Source organism: Mycobacterium sp. BMJ-28 (assembly GCF_054404835.1).
In genome coordinates this window covers 6,177,020-6,195,513 of sequence record NZ_CM136783.1, presented here as the reverse complement: position 1 = coordinate 6,195,513, position 18,494 = coordinate 6,177,020, and the positions used below count along the sequence as shown (strand labels likewise).

Here is an 18,494-nt window from a genome sequence, read left to right as displayed (position 1 = left end):
GGCGCCGACCTGCACAAACACCGAGTCCGGCCCGATCGGCACGCCGGGTCACCCGCCCGGGATGGGGCGTCCGGACATTCGGTGAAGGCCCGTCGCGGCCGCGAAAGCGCCGGTAGGGTCGGTGTGCGTTCATCGCGGCTTCATCGCGGCGAGCAGGTGCTGTCATCGTCACGTCACCGACCGGAAGTCTGTTCCACGGAGGGTTCGCGCATGAAGAAATCTGGTCTCCTGGCGACCACGGCCGCCACGTTCCTGACCGTCGCGCTGGTCGCCTCCTGCGCGCCGCCGGAGAACAAGGACGAGCACGGCGGTAACAAGGCGAGCAGCGCGACGTCGGCGGCCGATTTCGGTGGCATGGACGGCTTGATCGAGGCCGCCAAGAAGGAAGGCGAACTCAACGTCATCGCGCTACCGCCGGACTGGGCCAACTACGGCGCCATCATCGACGCGTTCACCGCCAAGTACGGCATCAAGGTGAACTCCGCGCAGCCGGGCGCCAACAGCCAGGAAGAGATCAATGCCGCCCAGCAACAGAAGGGCCGCAGCACCGCGCCCGACGTGTTCGACCTGGGGCAGTCGGTGGCCCTGGCCAACACCGGGGTGTTCGCGCCGTACAAGGTCGAGCACTTCGCCGAGATCTCGGATGACTTCAAGGACCCGAACGGGCAGTGGGTCAACGACTATGGCGGATACATGTCCATCGGATACGACTCCGCCAAGGTGGGTGTGATCGCCGGTGTGGACGACCTGCTCAAGCCGGAGCTCAAGGGCAAGGTGGCACTCAACGGAGACCCGACGCAGGCCGGCGCCGCGTTCTCCGGGGTGATGATGGTGTCCGTCTCGCAGGGCGGTTCACCGGACGACATCGCCCCCGGCGTCGAGTTCTTCGGCAAGCTGAACCAGGCGGGTAACTTCCTGCCCGTCGATCCCACCCCGGCGACCATCGCCGCCGGACAGACGCCGGTGGTGATCGATTGGGATTACCTGAACGTCGCGCAGTCCAAGAAGATGCCCTCCTGGAAGGTGATCATCCCGCACAACGCGGCCGTGGCCGGGTACTACTTCCAGGCCATCAACTCCGACGCTCCGCATCCGGCGGCGGCCCGCCTGTGGCAGGAATTCCTGTACAGCGACCAAGGGCAGAACCTCTACCTGGCCGGCGGTGCCCGGCCGGTGCGGGCGGACTCGATGGTCACCAAGGGCAGCATCGATCGGGCCGTCTACGGCACCCTGCCGCCGGTCGACGGCGCGGCCACCTTCGTCTCCGTGGACCAGAACAAGAAGGCCACCGAGTATCTGAAAGCCAACTGGGCCAAGGCGGTCGGCTGATCGACATGCGCCGCGTCCGCGAGGCGCTCCCGTTGCTGCCCTTCCTGGCGGTGGTGGGCGTGTTCCTGATCATCCCGACGGTGACGGTCCTGGTGAATGCCGTGGTCGTGGACGGCCGCTTCTCGCTGGCCCGGATCGCGACGCTGTTCACCGAGGCGCCGCTGGCGGCGTTGGGCCGCAGCCTGGTGTTGTCCGCCAGCACCGCGCTGATCGGCGCTGTCCTCGGGGCGGTGCTGGCCTGGCTGATCGTCGGCAGCGCGCAGAATTCGCTGCTGCGCAGGGCGGTCTTGTCGCTGTGCAGCGTGCTGGCCCAGTTCGGCGGTGTGGCACTGGCTTTCGCATTCCTGGCCACCATCGGTCTGAACGGCGTGCTGACGGTCTGGGCGCAGCAGATGTTCGGCTGGGATCTGGCAGGGTCGGGCTGGCTTTACGGGGTGCCCGGATTGATCCTGGTGTACTGCTATTTCCAGATCCCGTTGATGGTCATCGTGTTCCTGCCCGCGCTGGAAGGGTTGCGCGTGCAATGGCGGGAGGCCGCCGTCAGCCTCGGCGCCGGCCCGTGGCAGTACTGGCGGGAGGTGGGCATCCCGCTGCTCACCCCGGCCTTTCTCGGATCGGCGCTGTTGTTGTTCGCCAACGCGTTTGCCGCCTATGCCACCGCCGCCGCGCTGGTCAGCCAGGGCAGCCCCATCGTGCCGCTGCTGATCCGGGCGGCCCTGACCAGTGAGATCGTGCTGGGCCAATCCGGATTCGCCTACGCTCTGGCGCTGGAGATGATCGTCGTCGTCGCGGTGGTGATGGTGGCCTACAACGCCCTGGTACGTCGCACCGCGAGGTGGCTGCGATGACCAACAGGCTTGTGCGCGGCGGACTCTGGACACTGTTCGCGCTGTTCTTCCTCATCCCGCTGTACGCGATGGCGGATTTCTCCACCAGAGACCCCGGCGGTGGCGCACGCACGCTGCAAGCATGGCGCAGCCTGGTCACCGACGACGAACTGGTCACCGCGATCCTCACCTCGCTGCTGCTGGCGGTGCTGACGGTGGCGGCCATGCTCGCGCTGTTGGTGCCGACGATGATCTGGGTGCGGTTACGCACCCCGTGGGCCAGTGCACCGATCGGCTTCCTGTGCCTGCTGCCTTTGACGATTCCCGCGCTGGTGGTCGTCGTGGGTCTGCGCAACGTGTACCTGTGGGTGACCTACCTGCTGGGCGAATCCGCGTTGACGCTGACGTTCGTCTATATCGTGCTGGTGCTGCCGTTCGCATACCGCGCACTGGATGCGGCGCTGGCCGCGATCGACCTGACGACGCTCGCCGAGGCGGCCCGGTCACTGGGTGCCGGCTGGACCACCACCATCCTGCGGGTCATCGTGCCCAATGTGTGGTCGGGCATCGTCGCGGCGGCGTTCATCTCGATTGCCGTGGTGCTCGGTGAATACACGGTGGCGTCGCTTTCGGGCTACATGACGCTACCGGTGCAGATCGTGACGATCGGCAAGGCCGACGGACCGACATCGGTGGCTGCCTCGCTGGCCACCCTGATGTTCGGATTCGTTCTGCTGCTGATGCTTTCGCTGGTGACCAGAAGGGGGCGCCGAAGATGACGGCCGGTGTTGCGGTGGAACTACGTGAGCTGACCCGCCACTACGGGCAGGTGCGGGCGCTGGACGGGCTCACCTTGCGCATGGAGCCCGGTGAGCTCGTCGCGCTGCTCGGGCCGTCCGGGTGCGGGAAAACCACCGCGCTGCGGATCCTGGCCGGCCTCGACGAGGCGAGCGCGGGCACCGTGTGGGTGGACGGCCACGATATCAGCCGTGTTCCGGCCAACAGGCGCGATATGGGCATGGTGTTCCAGGCGTACAGCCTGTTTCCGCATCTGACGGTGCGGGACAACGTGGCTTTCGGGATGAAGATGCGCGGGGTGGCCAAACGGGACAGGGAGATCCGTGCCATGGAGTCGCTCGAACTGGTAGGGCTTTCGACGCAGTCCGGTCGGTATGCCACGGAGCTCTCCGGTGGTCAGCAGCAGCGGGTGGCCCTGGCGCGGGCCCTTGCGGTCCGGCCCAGGATGCTGTTGCTCGACGAGCCGCTGTCGGCGCTGGACGCCAAGGTGCGTACCCAGCTGCGCGACGAGATCCGCCGGGTGCAACAGGAAGTCGGCATCACCACACTGTTCGTCACCCACGATCAGGAGGAGGCCCTCGCCGTCGCCGACCGGGTCGGCGTGATTAATGCGGGGCGACTGGAGCAGCTGGCCGCGCCGGCCGAGCTGTACACCGCGCCGGCCACCCGGTTCGTCGCCGAGTTCGTCGGCCTGAGCAACCGCATTCCCGCGCAGGTGGCCGATGGGCAGGTGCGATTGTGGGACCGAAGCGTACCGGCACTGCCGGGTTCGGTCGCCGGCCCAGGAACGGCTCTGGTGCGGCCGGAGGCGGTGCGGCTCGCCGTGGACCCGGCGGGCCCGGCGACGGTGCAGTCGGTGTCCTTCCTCGGCGCGCTCTCAAGGGTTTTCGTCACCTTCGATGATGCTGCGGACGGGCCACCGCTCTACGCGCAGGTCGGCGGCGGGCCGTCGTTCGCAGTGGGGGAGCGGGTCCGGGTCGGAATCGAGTCGGCCGGGGTACTGGTGGTCTAGTTCAGGCTTGGGCCGGCGGTTCCCCGGTGATCTCGGCGATGGCCTCGTTGAGCCGATCCTGGTCCACCGCAATGGACTCGCTGGCCACCTCGGTGGCGTTGTGCAAGGCCTCGTTGAGCCGGTGCGACACCGTGTCGGCACCGAGCCGCAGCACGCCGTCGGCCAGATGGACGTCAACCAGATGGTGGTGACCATTGAGGGTGACCTCGACGGTATCGGATCCATCTGCGGCCGTGAATGATTCGTTCGCCATCTTCTGCAGCTGACCGTCCATCAGATCCTGCAGCCGGCCGGCCTGGCGAAGCACCGCGGCCACCTGCGGGTGCATATCGTCGGGCGGTTGCAGGCTCACTTGCTCTCCTTGTCCGGGGTATCGCGGCGCCGGCGCGCACCGATCACGGGCTCGGTCCACGGCCGGTCCTCGGTGTAGAGCTCCTCGTCGGGAGCGAGATTGGGATCGCGCTTCTTCTCCTTGCCCTGCTGGGCGCCGCCGTGCCCCATGCCGCCCATCCCGCCGCCCATGCCGCCCATCCCGGCACCCATGGCCGACGCCGGAATCCCGCCGGTTCCACCGCCGCGCGCGCCGCCGGGGGCGGGTGCCACGGTTTCGGCGCCGACGCTGGGCTGCAACGGCATCCCCCGCCCACCACCGGCGCCGGCACCGCCACCGGAGCCGCCGCCACCGGTACCGCCGGCGCTGCCCGTCGACGCCGGGCTGACACCCGGATCGTCGAGCCCCAGGTCGGGCATGCCCCCGGGTAACCCACCGCTCGGCAACCCACCTGCGCTCTGCCCGCCCTCGGCCGGGGATCCGCCACCGGCCGACGGGGTGCCGCCACCCTTGCCGGCCGGGCTGCCCCCGGAAGCCGGTGCGCCGCCGCCCAATCCGGACGGCGACTGGCCGCCCGACGTCGGATCCGAGCCCTGCGGGGCGGCGGGGGTGGACAGCGGTTGGGGCGCCCCGGCCGGTTGCCCGCCACCGCCGCCGCCCGGATTGCCGCCGCCACCGCCGGAGCCACTCGATGTGGTGCCACCCCCACCGCGTGACGCGAATTCCGGGTCGCGGACCTTCACCTGATCGAACGTCGCGTGCCCGGCGTAGTCCTGCCGCACCTCGTCGGACTTCTGCTGCAGCTTCACCATCTCGGCCTGAATCGCCTGCGCCTGCGCTTGCGCCCCCTTGGCGAGCAAGTCCGCGAGTATCTGCTTGGCGGCCTGGTACTTGGCGTAGACCACGGTGTGCTCGGTCACGGCAGTCTGATGCGCTCGGGCGACCTTCTCGGCCGCTTCGGCCAGCCTGCGCCAGGCCGCACCGAGGTCGGTGCACCACTGGCCGTAATCGTTGAGCCGCTGGTGGGCGGCATCGGCGGCGTCGCCTTCCCAGTTGTTGGTGTCCTGCTGCGGCCGGCCACCCTCGGCACTGTCGGCGGCCAGGCCCCATTGCACCGCAGCCACCCGCAACGCGGCCTCGCTGCCGCTGAGCAGCAGCGCATGGGTCTGTTCGATATCGCTGTATCCGCTGGCGTCCAGCGACTGGGGCACGGGCGGCGTATCCGGTAACGGCGGCAGCGGAGTCGACGGTGGGCGCACGGTGATGGCCTCGACCATCGCGTGCCGCTGCGGATCGTCGAGGGCGTCCTTGTACCGTTCGTCGACTTCGTCGTACGCGGTGGCGGCGGAATCCAGCATCTCACCGAGCCGCTGCCCCTCCGCCTCGGCGATCTTCTGATACTGCTGCAGCGCAGCGGCATTCGCGTTCAGGTTCGCGGCGGCCGCGATGGCCAGCGGCAGCTGATCCGGCGGCTCGGCCGCGACGTCGGGCTGGTACCAGAAGACGCCGCGCAGGGCGCCCGCCAGACCTCGCAGTTCGGAGGTGACGACCCTCGCTTCGGCTGTCATGCCGTCGCCTTCATGCGCCCTCCAGGGCCATCTGGTACCGGCTCTCCTCACGGGGATTGATCAGCCGGATGGGCAACTGCCGGTGCCGCGGGGTGCCGATGAAGTTGCTGCGCAGCACCACTCGCCCGACACCGGGATGCGGGCCGAGGTAGGTGGTGGCAGTCGGCCAGGTGACCTTGGCCTCCTTCCCGATCCGGGCGTTGATGAAGCCGGCGAATTCGCGGAACTGTGGGCCCAGTGTCACCACGCCGCCGGCGGCGGCGCTGCGGATCACGAACTGGGTGAACAACCGGGCGTCACCCAGATTGATGCTGACGTCCACGTCGTCGAACGGCATGTACACCGGGTAGCGGTCCGCGGTCTCGCCCACCAGGACGCCGGCGGATCCGATCGGCAGTTCATAGTGCCGGTCGGAGACCGGGCTCTTGCCCAGCAGCGCGGCCCGCTGACCACCGAACAGGCAGGAGAAGCCGCGTGGGGTGCTCGGATTGGCCAGCGTGGTGAGCAGCACCGTGGTGGTGGGTGCGGCGCCCGGCCGGATCCGCACCCGGGTGATGGTGTGATCGGCGCGGGCCGACCACCATGTGTTCGGGCCGCCCGGTGCCACGTATGCCGCGGTGAAGGTGCTGCGGCCCTTGATCGATGACCAGGATTCGCGCTCGAAGCTGATCTCGGTGGCGCGGTCGAAATCATCGAAGCTGCGCCCGCACCGGGCATCGATTCCGTGGCCGGCCAGCTGATCGGCGATCCGGGTGGTGGAGGCCACCAGGTAGCGGGCCAGTCCGGCGACCCCGGACTCGCGGCGTTGGGCGGGTCTGCGGGTGAGCTCGGGGTCGGCGCGCAACACAATCCAGGTTCGCCGGTTCGCCGGCGCGGGGTAGGGGCCCACCACCTGCTCGTAGAGCGCCACCAGACTGGCGGGTGCGCTCTTGCCCACCCGGTAGCCCGCCGACACGACATCGGCCTCCAATTCGGGACAGTGCGCCGCGACGAGTTGTTCGACCAGCCTGGTGTCCACCACATCGTCGGTGAAGGCCTGCCCTGCGACCAGCACGGTCGGCGTGAAAGCCCGGGGCACCAGTTCGATGGTCGCGATCAGTTCGTCGCCCTCCCACCGCACCGCGACGTGGTCGCCGGGTAGCACCGTCGCCCCGACATCGGGTTCCGACGGTGCCGGCGGCGCCACGGTGTGCCGCCGGCGCCAGGAGAACAACGCGGCGATCCATCCGGTGAGGCGACGGCCGCGGAGGGTGAGAGTGGTCGCGATCGACATCAGTGCGCCGAGGGTGATCCCGAGCCACAACAGGTTCATCGGGATCGACACCACGACGACGGCCGGTATCAGCACCGCCGCCCACACCAGGTGGCCGGTGCTGAACCGGAATCCGAACTGGCCGAAGAACTCCTTCATCGGCGCCTCAGCGCTCGGCGGGCCAGGGCGCCGATCCCGAGGATCAGCGCCACCGCGGTGCCGGTCAGCACCACGATGGTGATGGGTCTGCGGTCCGGCGGGGCGATGTAGACCGGCGGCGGCAGCTGCTTGACCCGGTAGGGCACCGCGTTGGGGCCGGCCGGGACGTCCCAGGTGAGCGCCGCGACCGGGTCGATGACGCCCGCGCCGACATAGTTGTCCACCCCACCACCGGGATGCCGGGCGGTCGCGGTGATCCGGTTCATGATCTGCGCCGGGGTGAGGTCGGGGAACCGCTGCCGCAACAGGGCCGCCAACCCGGACACATAGGCGGCCGCAAAGGAGGTGCCGGCGATCGGGATGGGCCCGTCCGCGCCGGCCAGCGCGTTGACCGGATTGCCGTCATAACCGAGCGCGGTGATGTTCTCCGCCGGTGCCGCGGCATCCAGCCACGGACCGGACACCGAGAAGCTGCTGGGTTGTCCGGTCTCGCCGATGCCGCCGACGGTGAGCACCAGCGGCGAGTACCAGGCGGGCGACACGATGGTCTGGACTTGTTTCCAGCCGCGCGGGTCGTCGGGCTGGTCGGCTTCCGGGGGCGGGTTCTGGGAGCAATCCTGGCCGGTGTTGCCCGCGGCGACCACGATCACCGCGCCCTTAATGTTGACGGCGTAGTTGATGGCCGCGCCCACACCGGATTCGTTGATCGGCCGGGTGACCTTGTAGCAGGCCGCCTCGCTGATGTTGATCACCTGCGCGCCCAGATTGGCCGCGTGCACGATGGACCGGGCCAGGCTGCGCAGCGAGCCCGCCGTCTGGGTGCTGTTCGGATCGTTGGGGTCGGTCCGGGAGCCGACCGGCTGGAAGTTGTCCGAGGTCTGGCGCAGCGACAGGATGCGGGCATCGGGTGCGATGCCGACGAATCCGTCGGTGGGAGCGCCCCTGCCGGCGATGATCGAGGCCGTCAGGGTGCCGTGCGAATCGCAGTCGGACATCCCGTTGCCGGCCTTGTCGACGAAGTCACCGCCCGGTTCGGCGGGCACCCGCGGTGAACCGTTGACCCCGGTGTCGATGACGGCCACCGTGATACCCGCCCCGGTGGCGAACTTCTGGGCGTCGGCGATCCGCAGATACTCGTTCGCCCACGGCTTGTCGGTGAAGTTCGGGTTCGGGAAGGTGATCGGCGCCGAGCACACGCGCCGCTGCTCGGTGGGCTGATCGGGCCCGGTCTCGTCGGGTGGCACCGCAGCCGGGTCGATCATCGGCGGCTCCACGGCGCCGGCCGGCGGAGCGGTGCCCACCAGCAGCGCGCAGGCGGCCAGCAGCGCGGCGATACGTCGCACGTTCCCACTCCCCCTTGCGATCCCCGGATGCGGATGTGCAGGCACAACCGCAGCAAAGCGAAGGCCCCGTGTAGGCGGCGTGTTCGCGCAACGTCAGCCTGCCAGACGAGTCCCGCGGGCGGCGTCAGAGCAATATTACGGGGGCGAAGAAGGGGTCAGCAGCGCTTTCTTGGCATGCCGTGAGGGCGCGTCAGGCGTCGAGATCCTGGGCGACCAGGTCCGCCACGGATGCCAGTGCCGCCGCATCGTCGGAGCTCACGGTCACCTGCGCGCCGTTGCCAGCGCCGAGGGTCATGATCATCAGGGCCGAGCCCGCGTCCACCGGCTCACCCCCGTCGACGGCGAGGGTGACCGGGACGCCGGCGTTGACGACGGCCTCGGCGATGATCGCGGCGGGCCGGGCATGCAGGCCGATGGCGGATCCGACGGTGACGGTCTTGCTGGGCATAACTGTTCTCCTTCTGGTGGGTGCGGGTCGATCAGGCGGAAACGGGGGTCTTGGCGAACTGTTTGGCGACCACGACGGCCACTGCGGCGATGGCGGTTCCGGCGGCCAGCGCGACCAGGAACCACACCAGGTGGCCGATCGCGAAGAACACGAAGATGCCGCCGTGCGGTGCCTTCAGGGTGACGTCGAAGGCCATGATGAGTGCTCCGGTGACGGCGCCGCCGGCCATCATCGACGGGATGACCCGCAGCGGATCGGCGGCAGCGAAGGGAATGGCGCCCTCGCTGATGAACGCGGCGCCGAGGAACCATGCGGCATTGCCGTTCTCCCGTTCCGGCTCGCTGAACAGCCCGGGCCGCAGGCGGGTGGCCAGCGCCATGGCCAGCGGGGGCACCATACCGGCGGCCATCACCGCGGCCATGATGCGCAACGATGCGACATCGGTGACGTTGAGGCCCGCGGTGGCGAAGGCGTAGGCGGCCTTGTTGACCGGCCCGCCCAGGTCGAAGCACATCATCAGGCCGAGGATCACCCCGAGCAGGATGACCGACGCGCCGGTCAAGCCGTTGAGCCAGTTGGTCAGTCCGGAGGTGATCGCGGCCAGCGGCCGGCCGAGCAGCATGAACATCAGCAGGCCGACGATCAGCGAGGCGAACAGCGGGATGATGACCACCGGCATCAGACCCCGGAACACCTGCGGCACATTGATCTTGCTGATCCACAGTGCCGCGAACCCGGCGATCAGGCCGCCGACGATGCCGCCGATGAAACCGCCGCCGACGAACACCGCGACCGCCCCTGCGGTGAATCCGGGTGCGATACCGGGCCGGTCGGCGATGGCGAAGCTGATGTAGCCGGCCAGCGCGGGAACCAGGAACATGAAGGCCAGGCCGCCGAGGGTGAACAACACCGCGCCGAGATACTGGGCGAACCCGCCGGCCGGCAGGCTGGCCAACGAGTTCTCGGTCGCGATGTGCGCGCCCAGCGAGTTCATCCCGAAGGACAACCCCTTCGCCCCGTCGGGGGCGTTCGCGATGTCGTAGCCGGCGAACAGGAAGCCCAGCGCGATCAGCAGACCGCCGGCGGCCACGAACGGGATCATGTAACTCACGCCGGTGAGCAGGATCTGGCGCAACCGGGTACCCCAGCCCAGACCGCCGGTCGACGAACCGGCGGCGGCGTCGGCCGCGGTGCCGGCGACCCGTGCGGCGTTGGGATCGGTTGCCGCCGAGACGGCTTCGGCGATCATCTTGTCGGGTTCGTTGATGGCCCGTTTCACACCCGATGCGATGACGGGTTTCCCGGCGAAGCGCGACTTGTCCTTGACCCCGACATCGGTGGCGAAGATGACGGCGTCGGCTGCCGCGATGGTGGCGGCCGACAGCGCGGTGCCACCCGAGGAGCCCTGGGTCTCGACGGCGAGCGTGATATCGGCCCGCTCGGCGGCTAATTTGAGGGCGTCGGCGGCCATATAGGTGTGCGCGATACCGGTGGGGCACGCGGTGACCGCGACGATGGAGGTGGACTTGGCGGGTACGGGCGGAACGGAGGCGGCGGCGGGACTGCCGGCGGGGGCCGGGTTCACCACGCCGTCGACGAGGGCCACCAGGTCACCCGCCGTCTTCGCCGCCCGCAGGGATTCCACGAACTCCTTGCGGACCAGCGCCCGGGCCAGGCTGGAGAGCAGTTTGAGATGCTCGGCGCCGCCGGAGTCCGGTGCGGCGATGAGGAAGACCAGGTCGGAGGGCCCGTCGGGGGCGCCGAAGTCGACCGCGGGGGAAAGCCGGGCGAACCCGATGGTGGGGGTGTCGACGAAGGCCGAGCGGCAATGCGGGATGGCGATCCCGCCGGGCAGGCCGGTGGCCGACTGACCCTCACGGGCCATGGCGGCGGTGACCAGGCCGTCGACATCGCTGGTGCGCCCGGCGCCGGCCAGCAGCGCGGCGATCCGGCTGATCACGGACTGGTTGCTGGTGCCGGCGTCGGTGTCCAACAGAACCAGATCGGTGGTGATGACCGGGGTTCCGGTATCGGTGGATGACATGAGGTGACCTTCTTGTGGTGGGGTTCAGGATCCGGCGATGGATGGTGAGAGCGTCTTCACTGCGACGGCGTCCAGGTTCAGCTGCGACGGCGTGGGCAGTGCGGAGCCGGGCAGCGCGGCCGCGGCACTGCCGTAGGCGACGGCCATCTGCAACCGCTGGGCCGGCGGCGCATCGGCGAGTGCGGCCCGCACATAGCCGGCCAGTGCGGAATCCCCTGCGCCGACCGTGCTGCGCGGGGTGGTCGGTGGCGGGGTGGCCAGCCAGCTGCCGTTCCCGTCGACCAGCACGGCTCCCGATGCGCCCAGGGTGACCAGGATGGCGGCCGCGCCGCGGTCGACGAGCTGGCGGGCGGCGGCCACTACCGGGCCGGTGTCGCCTTGGGCCACAGCATTTTCCAGTTCCTCGCCGGAGTATCCGGTGAGGCCGGCGAGCTCCTCGGCGTTCGGCTTTATCACGTCGGGCGCGGCGGTGCCGAAACCTTCGGCGAGTGCGGCCAGCGGTGCGTCGGAGGTGTCCACGGCGACCCGGCAGCCGTACCCGGACAACGCCGCCACCACGTCGGCGTACCAGTGGGTCGGAATGCCCGGGGGAAGCGAGCCCGACAGCACCACCCAGCTGGCCTCCTGGGCGGCTTGCAGGACGGTGTGGGTCAGCTGCTGCAGCGCACCGGCCTCGACGAGCGCGCCGGGCTCGTTGAGTTTGGTTGTGGTGCCGTCATTTTCGGTGATGGCGAGGTTGGTTCGCACCGCGCCGGTGATCGGCACGTTGCGGAACGGCACGCCCGCGGCCCGCAGCGCGGTGAGCATGGGATCGGCGTCGGAGGCCGGCAGTACGGCGATGGCAGCCACGCCGGCCAGGCCGAGGGCGCGGGCCACGTTGACACCCTTGCCGCCGGGTTCATCGGTGACCGACCCGACCCGGTGTACCGCGCCGCGGGTGAGCGGAGTGGAGAGCGTGACCGTGCGGTCGATGCTCGGATTGGGAGTGACGGTGACGATCACGGCGGGTCTCCTGCGAGGACGATCTCGATGCCGAGGCCGGCCAGTTCGGCGCGGTCGGCTTCGGCGATCTCGGTATCGGTGACCAGCGCGTCGACGCTGGCCAGGGGGGCAAAACTGACCAGCTCTTCACGTCCGATCTTGGACGAATCTGCAGCCACCACAACATAATTGGCGCTGCGGACCATTGCACGTTTGACCGCGGCCTCGTCGGGGTCCGGGGTGGACAGCCCGTGCCGGGCGCTGATGCCGTTGGTGCCGATGAACGCGATGTCCACCCGCAGGTTGTCCAGCACGTGCAGGGCGGGCTCACCCACCGCGGCCTGGGTGAGGCCGCGGACCCGCCCGCCGAGCAGTTGCAGCGTGACCGACGGGACGGCCGACAGCCGGGCGGCGACCGGTATCGAGTTGGTGACCACCACCAGCGCGCGATCGGTCGGGATGGCCGCGGCGATCCGGCTGGTGGTGGTGCCGGCGTCGAGCAGCACGCTCGATCCGGACAGTGGAAAGAACTCGGCGGCGGCCGTGGCGATCGCGTCCTTGTGGTCGGCCCTGGTGGTGTCGCGCTCGGTGACGTCCTGCTCGACGAGGTGCAGCGACCGTGCCGGCACCGCACCCCCGTGCACCCGCCGCACCAGACCGGCCTTGTCCAGGGCGGCCAGGTCGCGCCGGACGGTCTCGGTGGTGACGTCGTAGGCCTGCGCCAGCTCGGCCACGGACGCGCGGCCCTGCCGGATCACCAGGGTGGCGATCGCCTGCTGACGTTCTTCGGCGTACATGGCTCCGGTCTCGGTAGCTCGAGGTCTGCGTTCGGGTGGGTTATCCGGGTGCGACTCGGTGGGCAAATGTTGGTATGTGTTGTTTTACGCTTGTTTGTGTTGACTTGTCAACGATTTCTTGTAACCTGGCTCACATGAGTTCTTCATCTGTGACGGACACCGGTGTGAGAGTCCTGACCGGTGTCCCGGTAGTACCCGGCGTCGCGTACGCCCCGGTGATCCGTCCCGGCCGTAAACCCGTGATCGACCTCGGGGCCGATGCGCTGGGCGACGACGAGCGTCCGGCCGAGGCCGCCCGCTTCAGCGCCGCGGCGGCCGCCGTGGCCGACCGATTACGGGATCGGGCGGGGCGCGCGACCGGTGCGGCCGCCGAGGTGCTCGCCACCACAGCCGGGCTGGCGCAGGACCGAGCGTGGCTGGCCGCGGCCGAGAAACGCATCGCCGAGGGCATCCCCGCGGTACGTGCGGTGGCGGCGGCCGTCGACCAGTTCGTCGGGATGTTCACCCAGATCGGCGGGATGATGGCCGAGCGGGTCACCGATCTGCGAGATATCGGGGACCGGGTGATCGCCGAACTGGTGGGCCTGCCCGAGCCGGGGGTACCGCAACCCGACGTGCCGTCGATCCTGCTCGCCGAAGACCTCGCGCCGGCCGACACCGCCGGCCTGGATCCGTCCCTGGTGTTGGCGCTGGCCACCACGCTGGGCGGGCCCACCAGCCATACCGCCATCATCGCCCGCCAGCTCGGCATCCCCTGCATCGTCGCGATCCCCGGCCTCGACGATGTGCCCGCCGGAGTGCTGGTCCTCGTCGACGGGACCCGCGGCACCATCACGGTCTCGCCGGACGAAGCCACCGCCCGTGCCGAAGTGGCCCAGGCGCAGCGCGCCGCCGCGACCGCCGCCAACTGGTCCGGTCCCGGCGCCACCGCGGACGGCCACGCCGTCGCCGTGCTGGCCAACGTCCAGGACGGCGCCGCCGCGCGTGCGGCCCGGCAGACACCCGCCGAGGGTGTCGGGCTGTTCCGCACCGAGATGTGCTTTCTCAACACCGATTCCGAGCCGACCGTGGACGAGCAGGCGGCCATCTACGCCGAGGTGCTCGAGGCCTTCGCCGGCCACAAGGTCGTGGTCCGGACGCTGGATGCCGGATCGGACAAGCCGCTGAAATTCGCCGGGCATCCCGACGAGGCCAACCCCGCGCTCGGCGTGCGCGGCATCCGCATCGCCACCGGCAACCCCGGACTGCTGGAGCGCCAGCTGGCGGCCGTCGCCGCCGCGGCGCAGCGGACCGGCAACCCGCCCTGGGTGATGGCGCCGATGATCGCCACCGCCGAGGAGGCGAAGAGCTTCGCCGACAAGGCCCGCGCACACGGCCTGACGCCGGGAGTGATGATCGAGATCCCCGCCGCGGCGCTGCTGGCCGACCGGATCCTGGAGCATGTCGACTTCCTGTCGATCGGCACCAACGACCTGGCGCAGTACACGATGGCCGCCGACCGGATGTCGGCCGACCTGGCCACGCTCACCGACCCGTGGCAACCGGCGGTGCTTGCGCTGGTGGCGATGACGGTGAAAGCCGGTGCCGCCGCGGGTAAGCCGGTCGGTGTCTGCGGGGAAGCCGCGGCCGACCCGCTGCTGGCGTGTGTGCTCGCCGGCTTCGGCGTGACATCGCTGTCGGCGGCGGCGGCCGCCGTGCAGGGGGTGGGCGCCAAGCTGGGGCAGGTGACGCTGCAGCAGTGCCGGGCGGCCGCCGATGCGGTGCTGGGCACCGCCAGCGCCGCGCAAGCCCGCGCGGCGGCACTGGCCGTACTGGGTTAGACCGTCCCGGGGAATGAATCGGACTACAGTCCGGTTAATTGAAACATGCCTGCCATCACAGCCGATACGCTGACCTTGCCCCGGATCGCGGGGCCCAGTCCGACCGATACCGAGCGCCCGGTGCGCTCCGTCACCACCGGCCCCCGCGGGTTCGAGGGTGAGGGCTTCCCCGTCGTGCGCGCGTTCGCCGGGGTGAGCGCCGCCGACCTCGATCCGTTCATCCACATGGATCAGATGGGCGAGATCGAATACCAGCCCGGCGAACCCCGGGGCACCGACTGGCACCCGCACCGCGGCTTCGAGACCGTGACCTACATGATCGACGGTCGCTTCGCCCACCAGGATTCGCACGGCGGGGGTGGGTTGATCACCGACGGTGCGACCCAGTGGATGACCGCCGGCTCGGGCATCCTGCACATCGAGACGCCGCCGGCCGAACTCGTCGAGAGTGGCGGTGTCTTCCACGGCATCCAGCTGTGGGTGAATCTGCCCCGCGCGGACAAGTTCGCCACGCCGAAATACCAGGCCATCGAGGGTCGCGAGGTCAAGCTGTTGTCTTCGGCCGACGGCGGCGCGCTGCTGCGTGTCATCGCCGGTGAGGTCGACGGTCAGGCCGGCCCTGGTGGCACGCACACCCCGATCACGTTGGCACACGCCACCATTGCGCCCGGCGCCCGGCTGGATCTGCCCTGGGACCGGGGCTTCAACGCCTTGGTCTATGTGCTGTCCGGTCGCGGCACGGTGGGGCCGGTGAACCATCCGATCCAGCAGGGTCAGCTGACCGTGCTCGGGCCGGGCGACCGGATCACGGTGGCCGCGGACGGTACCCAGGATTCGAATCGCCCGGCCATGGAGGTTTTGCTGTTGGGCGGCAAGCCGATTCGCGAGCCGGTCTTCCACTACGGGCCGTTCGTGATGAACTCCAAGTCCGAGGTGATCGAGGCGCTGGAGGACTTCAATGCGGGCCGGTTCGGCACCGTGCCGCCCGACGCGCTGATGCCCTACCGGGCGGTCAGGGACGAGTGACGGGCCGGGCTGCGGGTTCGGGGTAGAGCAGCTCCAGCTCACCCAGATTGGCGGCCACGGCGACCAGCGGCAGCGCCGCGGACACCGCCAGCTCGCCGTCACCGGCTCCGGCCCGCAGCGCCCGCACGAAGTCATCACTGATCGGCGCCCCGAACGTCACCGACTCGACGCCGCGGAACCGTTCGCAGAGTGCGTCGCAGTGGGATTCGAGCACCGTGCGGACGTCCGGGTAGGCCTGCAGCGGAGGGGGCACCACGTCCGCGATCAGCTCGGCGGCCCCACGCAGCCGGGTGGCGCGGTTGGCCGACCGGATCACCGGAGCTCGCTGGTCGGTCAAGCCGCCGCTCTCCGAAAGATAGTGGCGCACTGTGTCATCCACGGTGCGTCCGGCGGAGAGCGCGGCGAATCCGAGGGTGCTGATCCGGTCGTCGGCCTCCTCGGAGGCGCCTCGTGTCACCCTCAACACCGCGGCTCTCATGTAGGCGACGCCCGCTTGGCGCGCGGCATCCAGGGACCTGGCCACCGCCGGGGCTGCGCCGCGCGGCCACAACAGCAGCGACACCACCACGCCGACCAGGGCGCCGATGATCACGTCCTCGACCCGGATCAGTCCGACCCGCCAGCCGATCGGGTGGATCAGATTGAAGATGATCACCACCATCATGGTGAATGCGGCCTGGCCGGCGATGAAGGACGCCACTTCCGGGACGAACGCCGATCCGAACGCCACCACCGGCAATGTCAGCCACATGACCAACGGATCCACCCCCATCAGGGCGATGAAGGCCGCGCCGAGGCCGAACCCGATCACCGTCCCGGTGACCGCGCGTACCACCCGGGTGCCGGTGGTCAGTGCGCTGCTGCGCAGCACCGACATTGCGCCCAGCACCACCCACAGCCCGTTCTGCAACGGGAACAGGTGCGTCACCCCGACCGCCAGCGCCAGGCCCAGTCCGGTGCGAACGCTGTTGCGTACCACCACCGCCCGGGTGGCGACGAACCCGGACGGAATGACGGCGATGGCCTCGGATTCCGAAAGTACCCGGGCGGCCGCCCCGGAATCCGGTAGTCGCCGGCCCAGCACGCGGGCCCAGACCGGCCGGGCGTCGGCATCGGCCGCCAGTCCGATCACCCGGCCGGTCGCCGACACGCATGCCGATATGGTCCTGCGCGTCAACAACTTCCGGCCGATCAGTACGGCGGCCGCGTCATCGGGTTCGCCGAGGATCTCCAGAATGTCCTCGCGGTAGCGGCTCTGCGCGATGAGCCGCTGCATGGCCAGCGCATGCGCCAGTGCGGCGCGGTGCGTTTCGCGTTCCGGCCCGCCGGTCTCCAGCACGGCGGCGGATTCGCGCAGTACCGCCACGATCGGTTCGCGCAGTTCGGCGAGCAGGACACCGGAGGATCCCTTGACCAGGTCGGACAGCCATTGCAGGTCGTCGATCACCCGGACCAGTGCGCGGCTGCCCGCGGTGAGCCCGACGGGGCGGAAGTCGGCGCCCAGAAAAATGGTGCGCAGCTTGTCCATCGCTTCTGTCACGTCGTCAGCGGAGGCGTCTCGATCCAGCCGGTCGGCCAGCGTGGCGCAGACCCGCGCCGCGTAGAGCCGCAATTCGTTGTGGTGGCGCGGCGGGAACAGGAACAGCGCGGCCGGCACGCACAATGCGAGCGCGATCACCCAGCCAAGCAGCCGGTCCGGGATGGGGCCCGGGGGCAGGCACAACGCCGGGACGAAGGTGAGCAGGGTCGAGCGCTGGCCCGCCGCCACGATCTCGCTGAGCACGCCGGCGAACATCACCGCCACGGCGACCACGAACATCACCGTCACGGCCAGCCATGGCACCGGCGCCACCACGGTGCCCAGGGTGATCAGGATGGCCCCGTTGACACCGAGGCCGGCGTAGGCCAGCGCGCGGGCGGGCCGGTTACCGGGGAAGTCCGCCAGGATCAGCAGGGCGACCGCACCGAGGATGGCGAACAGCGGTGTCTGCACGCCGCCGAAGCTGAACCCGGCCGCGGCGACCACCGGCAACATCAGCCCGGCGCGGACCGCCCGGCGCATCGCGTCGTACTCGGGGTCACGGGCATGCACCCGCTGCCACAGCGCGGCCGGGGTGAGCATGCCCGAGGATGTTAGACGGTCACGGGCGGTCGGGGATGCTGCCGAACATGCCTGAGTCCAGCCCATCGAGCAGTTTGTCCGACAGCCAGCGCAGGTTGTCGAAATCGCGGGGCAGCGAGGTTTGTTCGTAGCCGGTGAGCAGGTACACCGCGGCGATCGCGAACACGTGGGCCTGACGTTCGTGCGCCAGGATCTCCAGTGCCGATTCCTTCATGATGTCGAAACGCTGCTGGTCGACGGCCGCCTGAACCTCACCCACGGCCGGATCGATCGAGCTCCACACCCGGATTGCGGCCTCGGCGCCGTGCGGCAGGGCGAGCGCCTGCGCGACCAGGTTGTCGATTCTGCGCCGGGGGTCGCGTTCACCACGCGCGGCTTCGATGATCTGCGTGGTCGTCACCTGCATCCAGTGCCCGACGAGCGCTCGCGTGAAGGACGACCAGCTGGTGAAGTAGTGGTAGAACGAACCCGTCGTCACACCGAGCCGCTGGCACACCTCGGCGAGCTTGAGGCCGCCGTAACCGAGATCGGACAGGATGTCGATACCGGCCTCGAAATAGGAATCCCTCGACGCGACGCCTGCCATGGTTGGACACCTTAGTTCGCGCTGCCCTCCGATTTCGTCGAGATGCCCGGT

Annotated in this window: 16 protein-coding genes; 6 read left to right on the top strand and 10 right to left on the bottom strand. The window is 69.7% G+C overall.

Going from position 1 to position 18,494, the window contains the following annotated elements; all coding sequences use genetic code 11:
- Positions 1–210: 210 nt before the first annotated feature.
- Genes ACXPWS_RS30590 through ACXPWS_RS30575 form a run of 4 tightly spaced genes read left to right on the top strand, consistent with a single transcriptional unit; the run spans position 211 to position 3,966 of the window.
- The gene (locus tag ACXPWS_RS30590; protein WP_458710239.1) at positions 211–1,329 is read left to right on the top strand and encodes an ABC transporter substrate-binding protein; all 1,119 of its coding nucleotides are present in this window, start codon (positions 211–213) and stop codon (positions 1,327–1,329) included.
- A gap of 5 nt (positions 1,330–1,334) precedes the next feature.
- Positions 1,335–2,177 carry an ABC transporter permease gene (locus tag ACXPWS_RS30585; protein WP_458710238.1) on the top strand — a complete coding sequence of 281 codons (843 nt, stop codon included), beginning with the start codon at positions 1,335–1,337 and terminating at the stop codon, positions 2,175–2,177.
- Positions 2,174–2,935, top strand: a complete 762-nt coding sequence (locus tag ACXPWS_RS30580) for an ABC transporter permease (RefSeq protein WP_458710237.1) — start codon at positions 2,174–2,176, stop codon at positions 2,933–2,935. Before ACXPWS_RS30585 ends, ACXPWS_RS30580 begins: the two co-directional genes overlap by 4 nt.
- Positions 2,932–3,966 (top strand): ABC transporter ATP-binding protein, encoded by a 1,035-nt coding sequence (locus ACXPWS_RS30575; protein WP_458710236.1) that lies wholly within the window; start codon positions 2,932–2,934, stop codon positions 3,964–3,966. The genes ACXPWS_RS30580 and ACXPWS_RS30575 overlap by 4 nt, the downstream gene beginning before the upstream one ends.
- A gap of 1 nt (position 3,967) precedes the next feature.
- Here the strand turns inward: ACXPWS_RS30575 and ACXPWS_RS30570 are convergent, their stop codons facing one another.
- The 8 genes from ACXPWS_RS30570 to ACXPWS_RS30535 all read right to left on the bottom strand — a co-directional run bounded on the left by ACXPWS_RS30570 (position 3,968) and on the right by ACXPWS_RS30535 (position 12,889).
- Positions 3,968–4,294, bottom strand: a complete 327-nt coding sequence (locus ACXPWS_RS30570) for a YbaB/EbfC family nucleoid-associated protein (protein WP_458713759.1) — start codon at positions 4,292–4,294, stop codon at positions 3,968–3,970.
- 20 nt (positions 4,295–4,314) lie between these two features.
- Positions 4,315–5,865, bottom strand: coding sequence for a PPE domain-containing protein (locus tag ACXPWS_RS30565; RefSeq protein ID WP_458710235.1), 1,551 nt, complete (start codon positions 5,863–5,865; stop codon positions 4,315–4,317).
- Positions 5,866–5,875: 10 nt separating this feature from the next.
- The gene (gene eccE, locus ACXPWS_RS30560) at positions 5,876–7,276 is read right to left on the bottom strand and encodes a type VII secretion protein EccE (protein WP_458710234.1); all 1,401 of its coding nucleotides are present in this window, start codon (positions 7,274–7,276) and stop codon (positions 5,876–5,878) included.
- Positions 7,273–8,619, bottom strand: a complete 1,347-nt coding sequence (gene mycP / locus ACXPWS_RS30555; RefSeq protein WP_458710233.1) for a type VII secretion-associated serine protease mycosin — start codon at positions 8,617–8,619, stop codon at positions 7,273–7,275. The genes eccE and mycP overlap by 4 nt, the downstream gene beginning before the upstream one ends.
- Positions 8,620–8,809: 190 nt before the next feature.
- Entirely contained in the window at positions 8,810–9,067 is a 258-nt protein-coding gene (locus tag ACXPWS_RS30550) for an HPr family phosphocarrier protein (RefSeq protein WP_458710232.1), read from the bottom strand.
- 31 nt (positions 9,068–9,098) lie between these two features.
- Entirely contained in the window at positions 9,099–11,111 is a 2,013-nt protein-coding gene (locus ACXPWS_RS30545) for a PTS fructose transporter subunit IIABC (protein ID WP_458710231.1), read from the bottom strand.
- Between the two features lie 24 nt (positions 11,112–11,135).
- Complete coding sequence (locus ACXPWS_RS30540; protein WP_458710230.1) at positions 11,136–12,113, bottom strand: 1-phosphofructokinase family hexose kinase; 978 nt, start codon at positions 12,111–12,113, stop codon at positions 11,136–11,138.
- Positions 12,110–12,889 carry a DeoR/GlpR family DNA-binding transcription regulator gene (locus ACXPWS_RS30535; RefSeq protein ID WP_458710229.1) on the bottom strand — a complete coding sequence of 260 codons (780 nt, stop codon included), beginning with the start codon at positions 12,887–12,889 and terminating at the stop codon, positions 12,110–12,112. Before ACXPWS_RS30535 ends, ACXPWS_RS30540 begins: the two co-directional genes overlap by 4 nt.
- Before the next feature lie 134 nt (positions 12,890–13,023).
- Here ACXPWS_RS30535 and ptsP point away from each other — a divergent pair, with 134 nt between their 5' ends.
- Together ptsP and ACXPWS_RS30525 are read left to right on the top strand one after the other, a co-directional pair.
- Complete coding sequence (ptsP, locus tag ACXPWS_RS30530; RefSeq protein ID WP_458710228.1) at positions 13,024–14,709, top strand: phosphoenolpyruvate--protein phosphotransferase; 1,686 nt, start codon at positions 13,024–13,026, stop codon at positions 14,707–14,709.
- A 45-nt stretch (positions 14,710–14,754) separates the two neighbouring features.
- Entirely contained in the window at positions 14,755–15,735 is a 981-nt protein-coding gene (locus tag ACXPWS_RS30525) for a pirin family protein (protein WP_458710227.1), read from the top strand.
- Here the strand turns inward: ACXPWS_RS30525 and ACXPWS_RS30520 are convergent.
- On the bottom strand, positions 15,722–17,857 hold the full coding sequence (locus ACXPWS_RS30520; RefSeq protein ID WP_458710226.1) for an FUSC family protein: 2,136 nt from the start codon (positions 17,855–17,857) through the stop codon (positions 15,722–15,724). The genes ACXPWS_RS30525 and ACXPWS_RS30520 overlap by 14 nt on opposite strands.
- Positions 17,858–17,876: 19 nt before the next feature.
- A complete protein-coding gene (locus tag ACXPWS_RS30515) occupies positions 17,877–18,443 on the bottom strand; it encodes a TetR/AcrR family transcriptional regulator (RefSeq protein WP_458710225.1) in 567 nt (188 codons plus the stop codon).
- Positions 18,444–18,494 lie beyond the last annotated feature (51 nt).

Bases quoted from the DNA above. Each gene is read 5' to 3' on its own strand.
- ACXPWS_RS30535 (WP_458710229.1), bottom strand. From the start codon at position 12,889: ATGTACGCCGAAGAACGTCAGCAGGCGATCGCCACCCTGGTGATCCGG.
- ptsP (WP_458710228.1), top strand. From the start codon at position 13,024: ATGAGTTCTTCATCTGTGACGGACACCGGTGTGAGAGTCCTGACCGGT.
- ACXPWS_RS30580 (WP_458710237.1), top strand. From the start codon at position 2,174: ATGACCAACAGGCTTGTGCGCGGCGGACTCTGGACACTGTTCGCGCTG.
- ACXPWS_RS30565 (WP_458710235.1), bottom strand. From the start codon at position 5,865: ATGACAGCCGAAGCGAGGGTCGTCACCTCCGAACTGCGAGGTCTGGCG.
- ACXPWS_RS30545 (WP_458710231.1), bottom strand. From the start codon at position 11,111: ATGTCATCCACCGATACCGGAACCCCGGTCATCACCACCGATCTGGTT.
- ACXPWS_RS30525 (WP_458710227.1), top strand. From the start codon at position 14,755: ATGCCTGCCATCACAGCCGATACGCTGACCTTGCCCCGGATCGCGGGG.
- ACXPWS_RS30520 (WP_458710226.1), bottom strand. From the start codon at position 17,857: ATGCTCACCCCGGCCGCGCTGTGGCAGCGGGTGCATGCCCGTGACCCC.
- ACXPWS_RS30515 (WP_458710225.1), bottom strand. From the start codon at position 18,443: ATGGCAGGCGTCGCGTCGAGGGATTCCTATTTCGAGGCCGGTATCGAC.
- ACXPWS_RS30570 (WP_458713759.1), bottom strand. From the start codon at position 4,294: ATGCACCCGCAGGTGGCCGCGGTGCTTCGCCAGGCCGGCCGGCTGCAG.
- ACXPWS_RS30575 (WP_458710236.1), top strand. From the start codon at position 2,932: ATGACGGCCGGTGTTGCGGTGGAACTACGTGAGCTGACCCGCCACTAC.
- ACXPWS_RS30590 (WP_458710239.1), top strand. From the start codon at position 211: ATGAAGAAATCTGGTCTCCTGGCGACCACGGCCGCCACGTTCCTGACC.
- eccE (WP_458710234.1), bottom strand. From the start codon at position 7,276: ATGAAGGAGTTCTTCGGCCAGTTCGGATTCCGGTTCAGCACCGGCCAC.
- ACXPWS_RS30585 (WP_458710238.1), top strand. From the start codon at position 1,335: ATGCGCCGCGTCCGCGAGGCGCTCCCGTTGCTGCCCTTCCTGGCGGTG.
- ACXPWS_RS30550 (WP_458710232.1), bottom strand. From the start codon at position 9,067: ATGCCCAGCAAGACCGTCACCGTCGGATCCGCCATCGGCCTGCATGCC.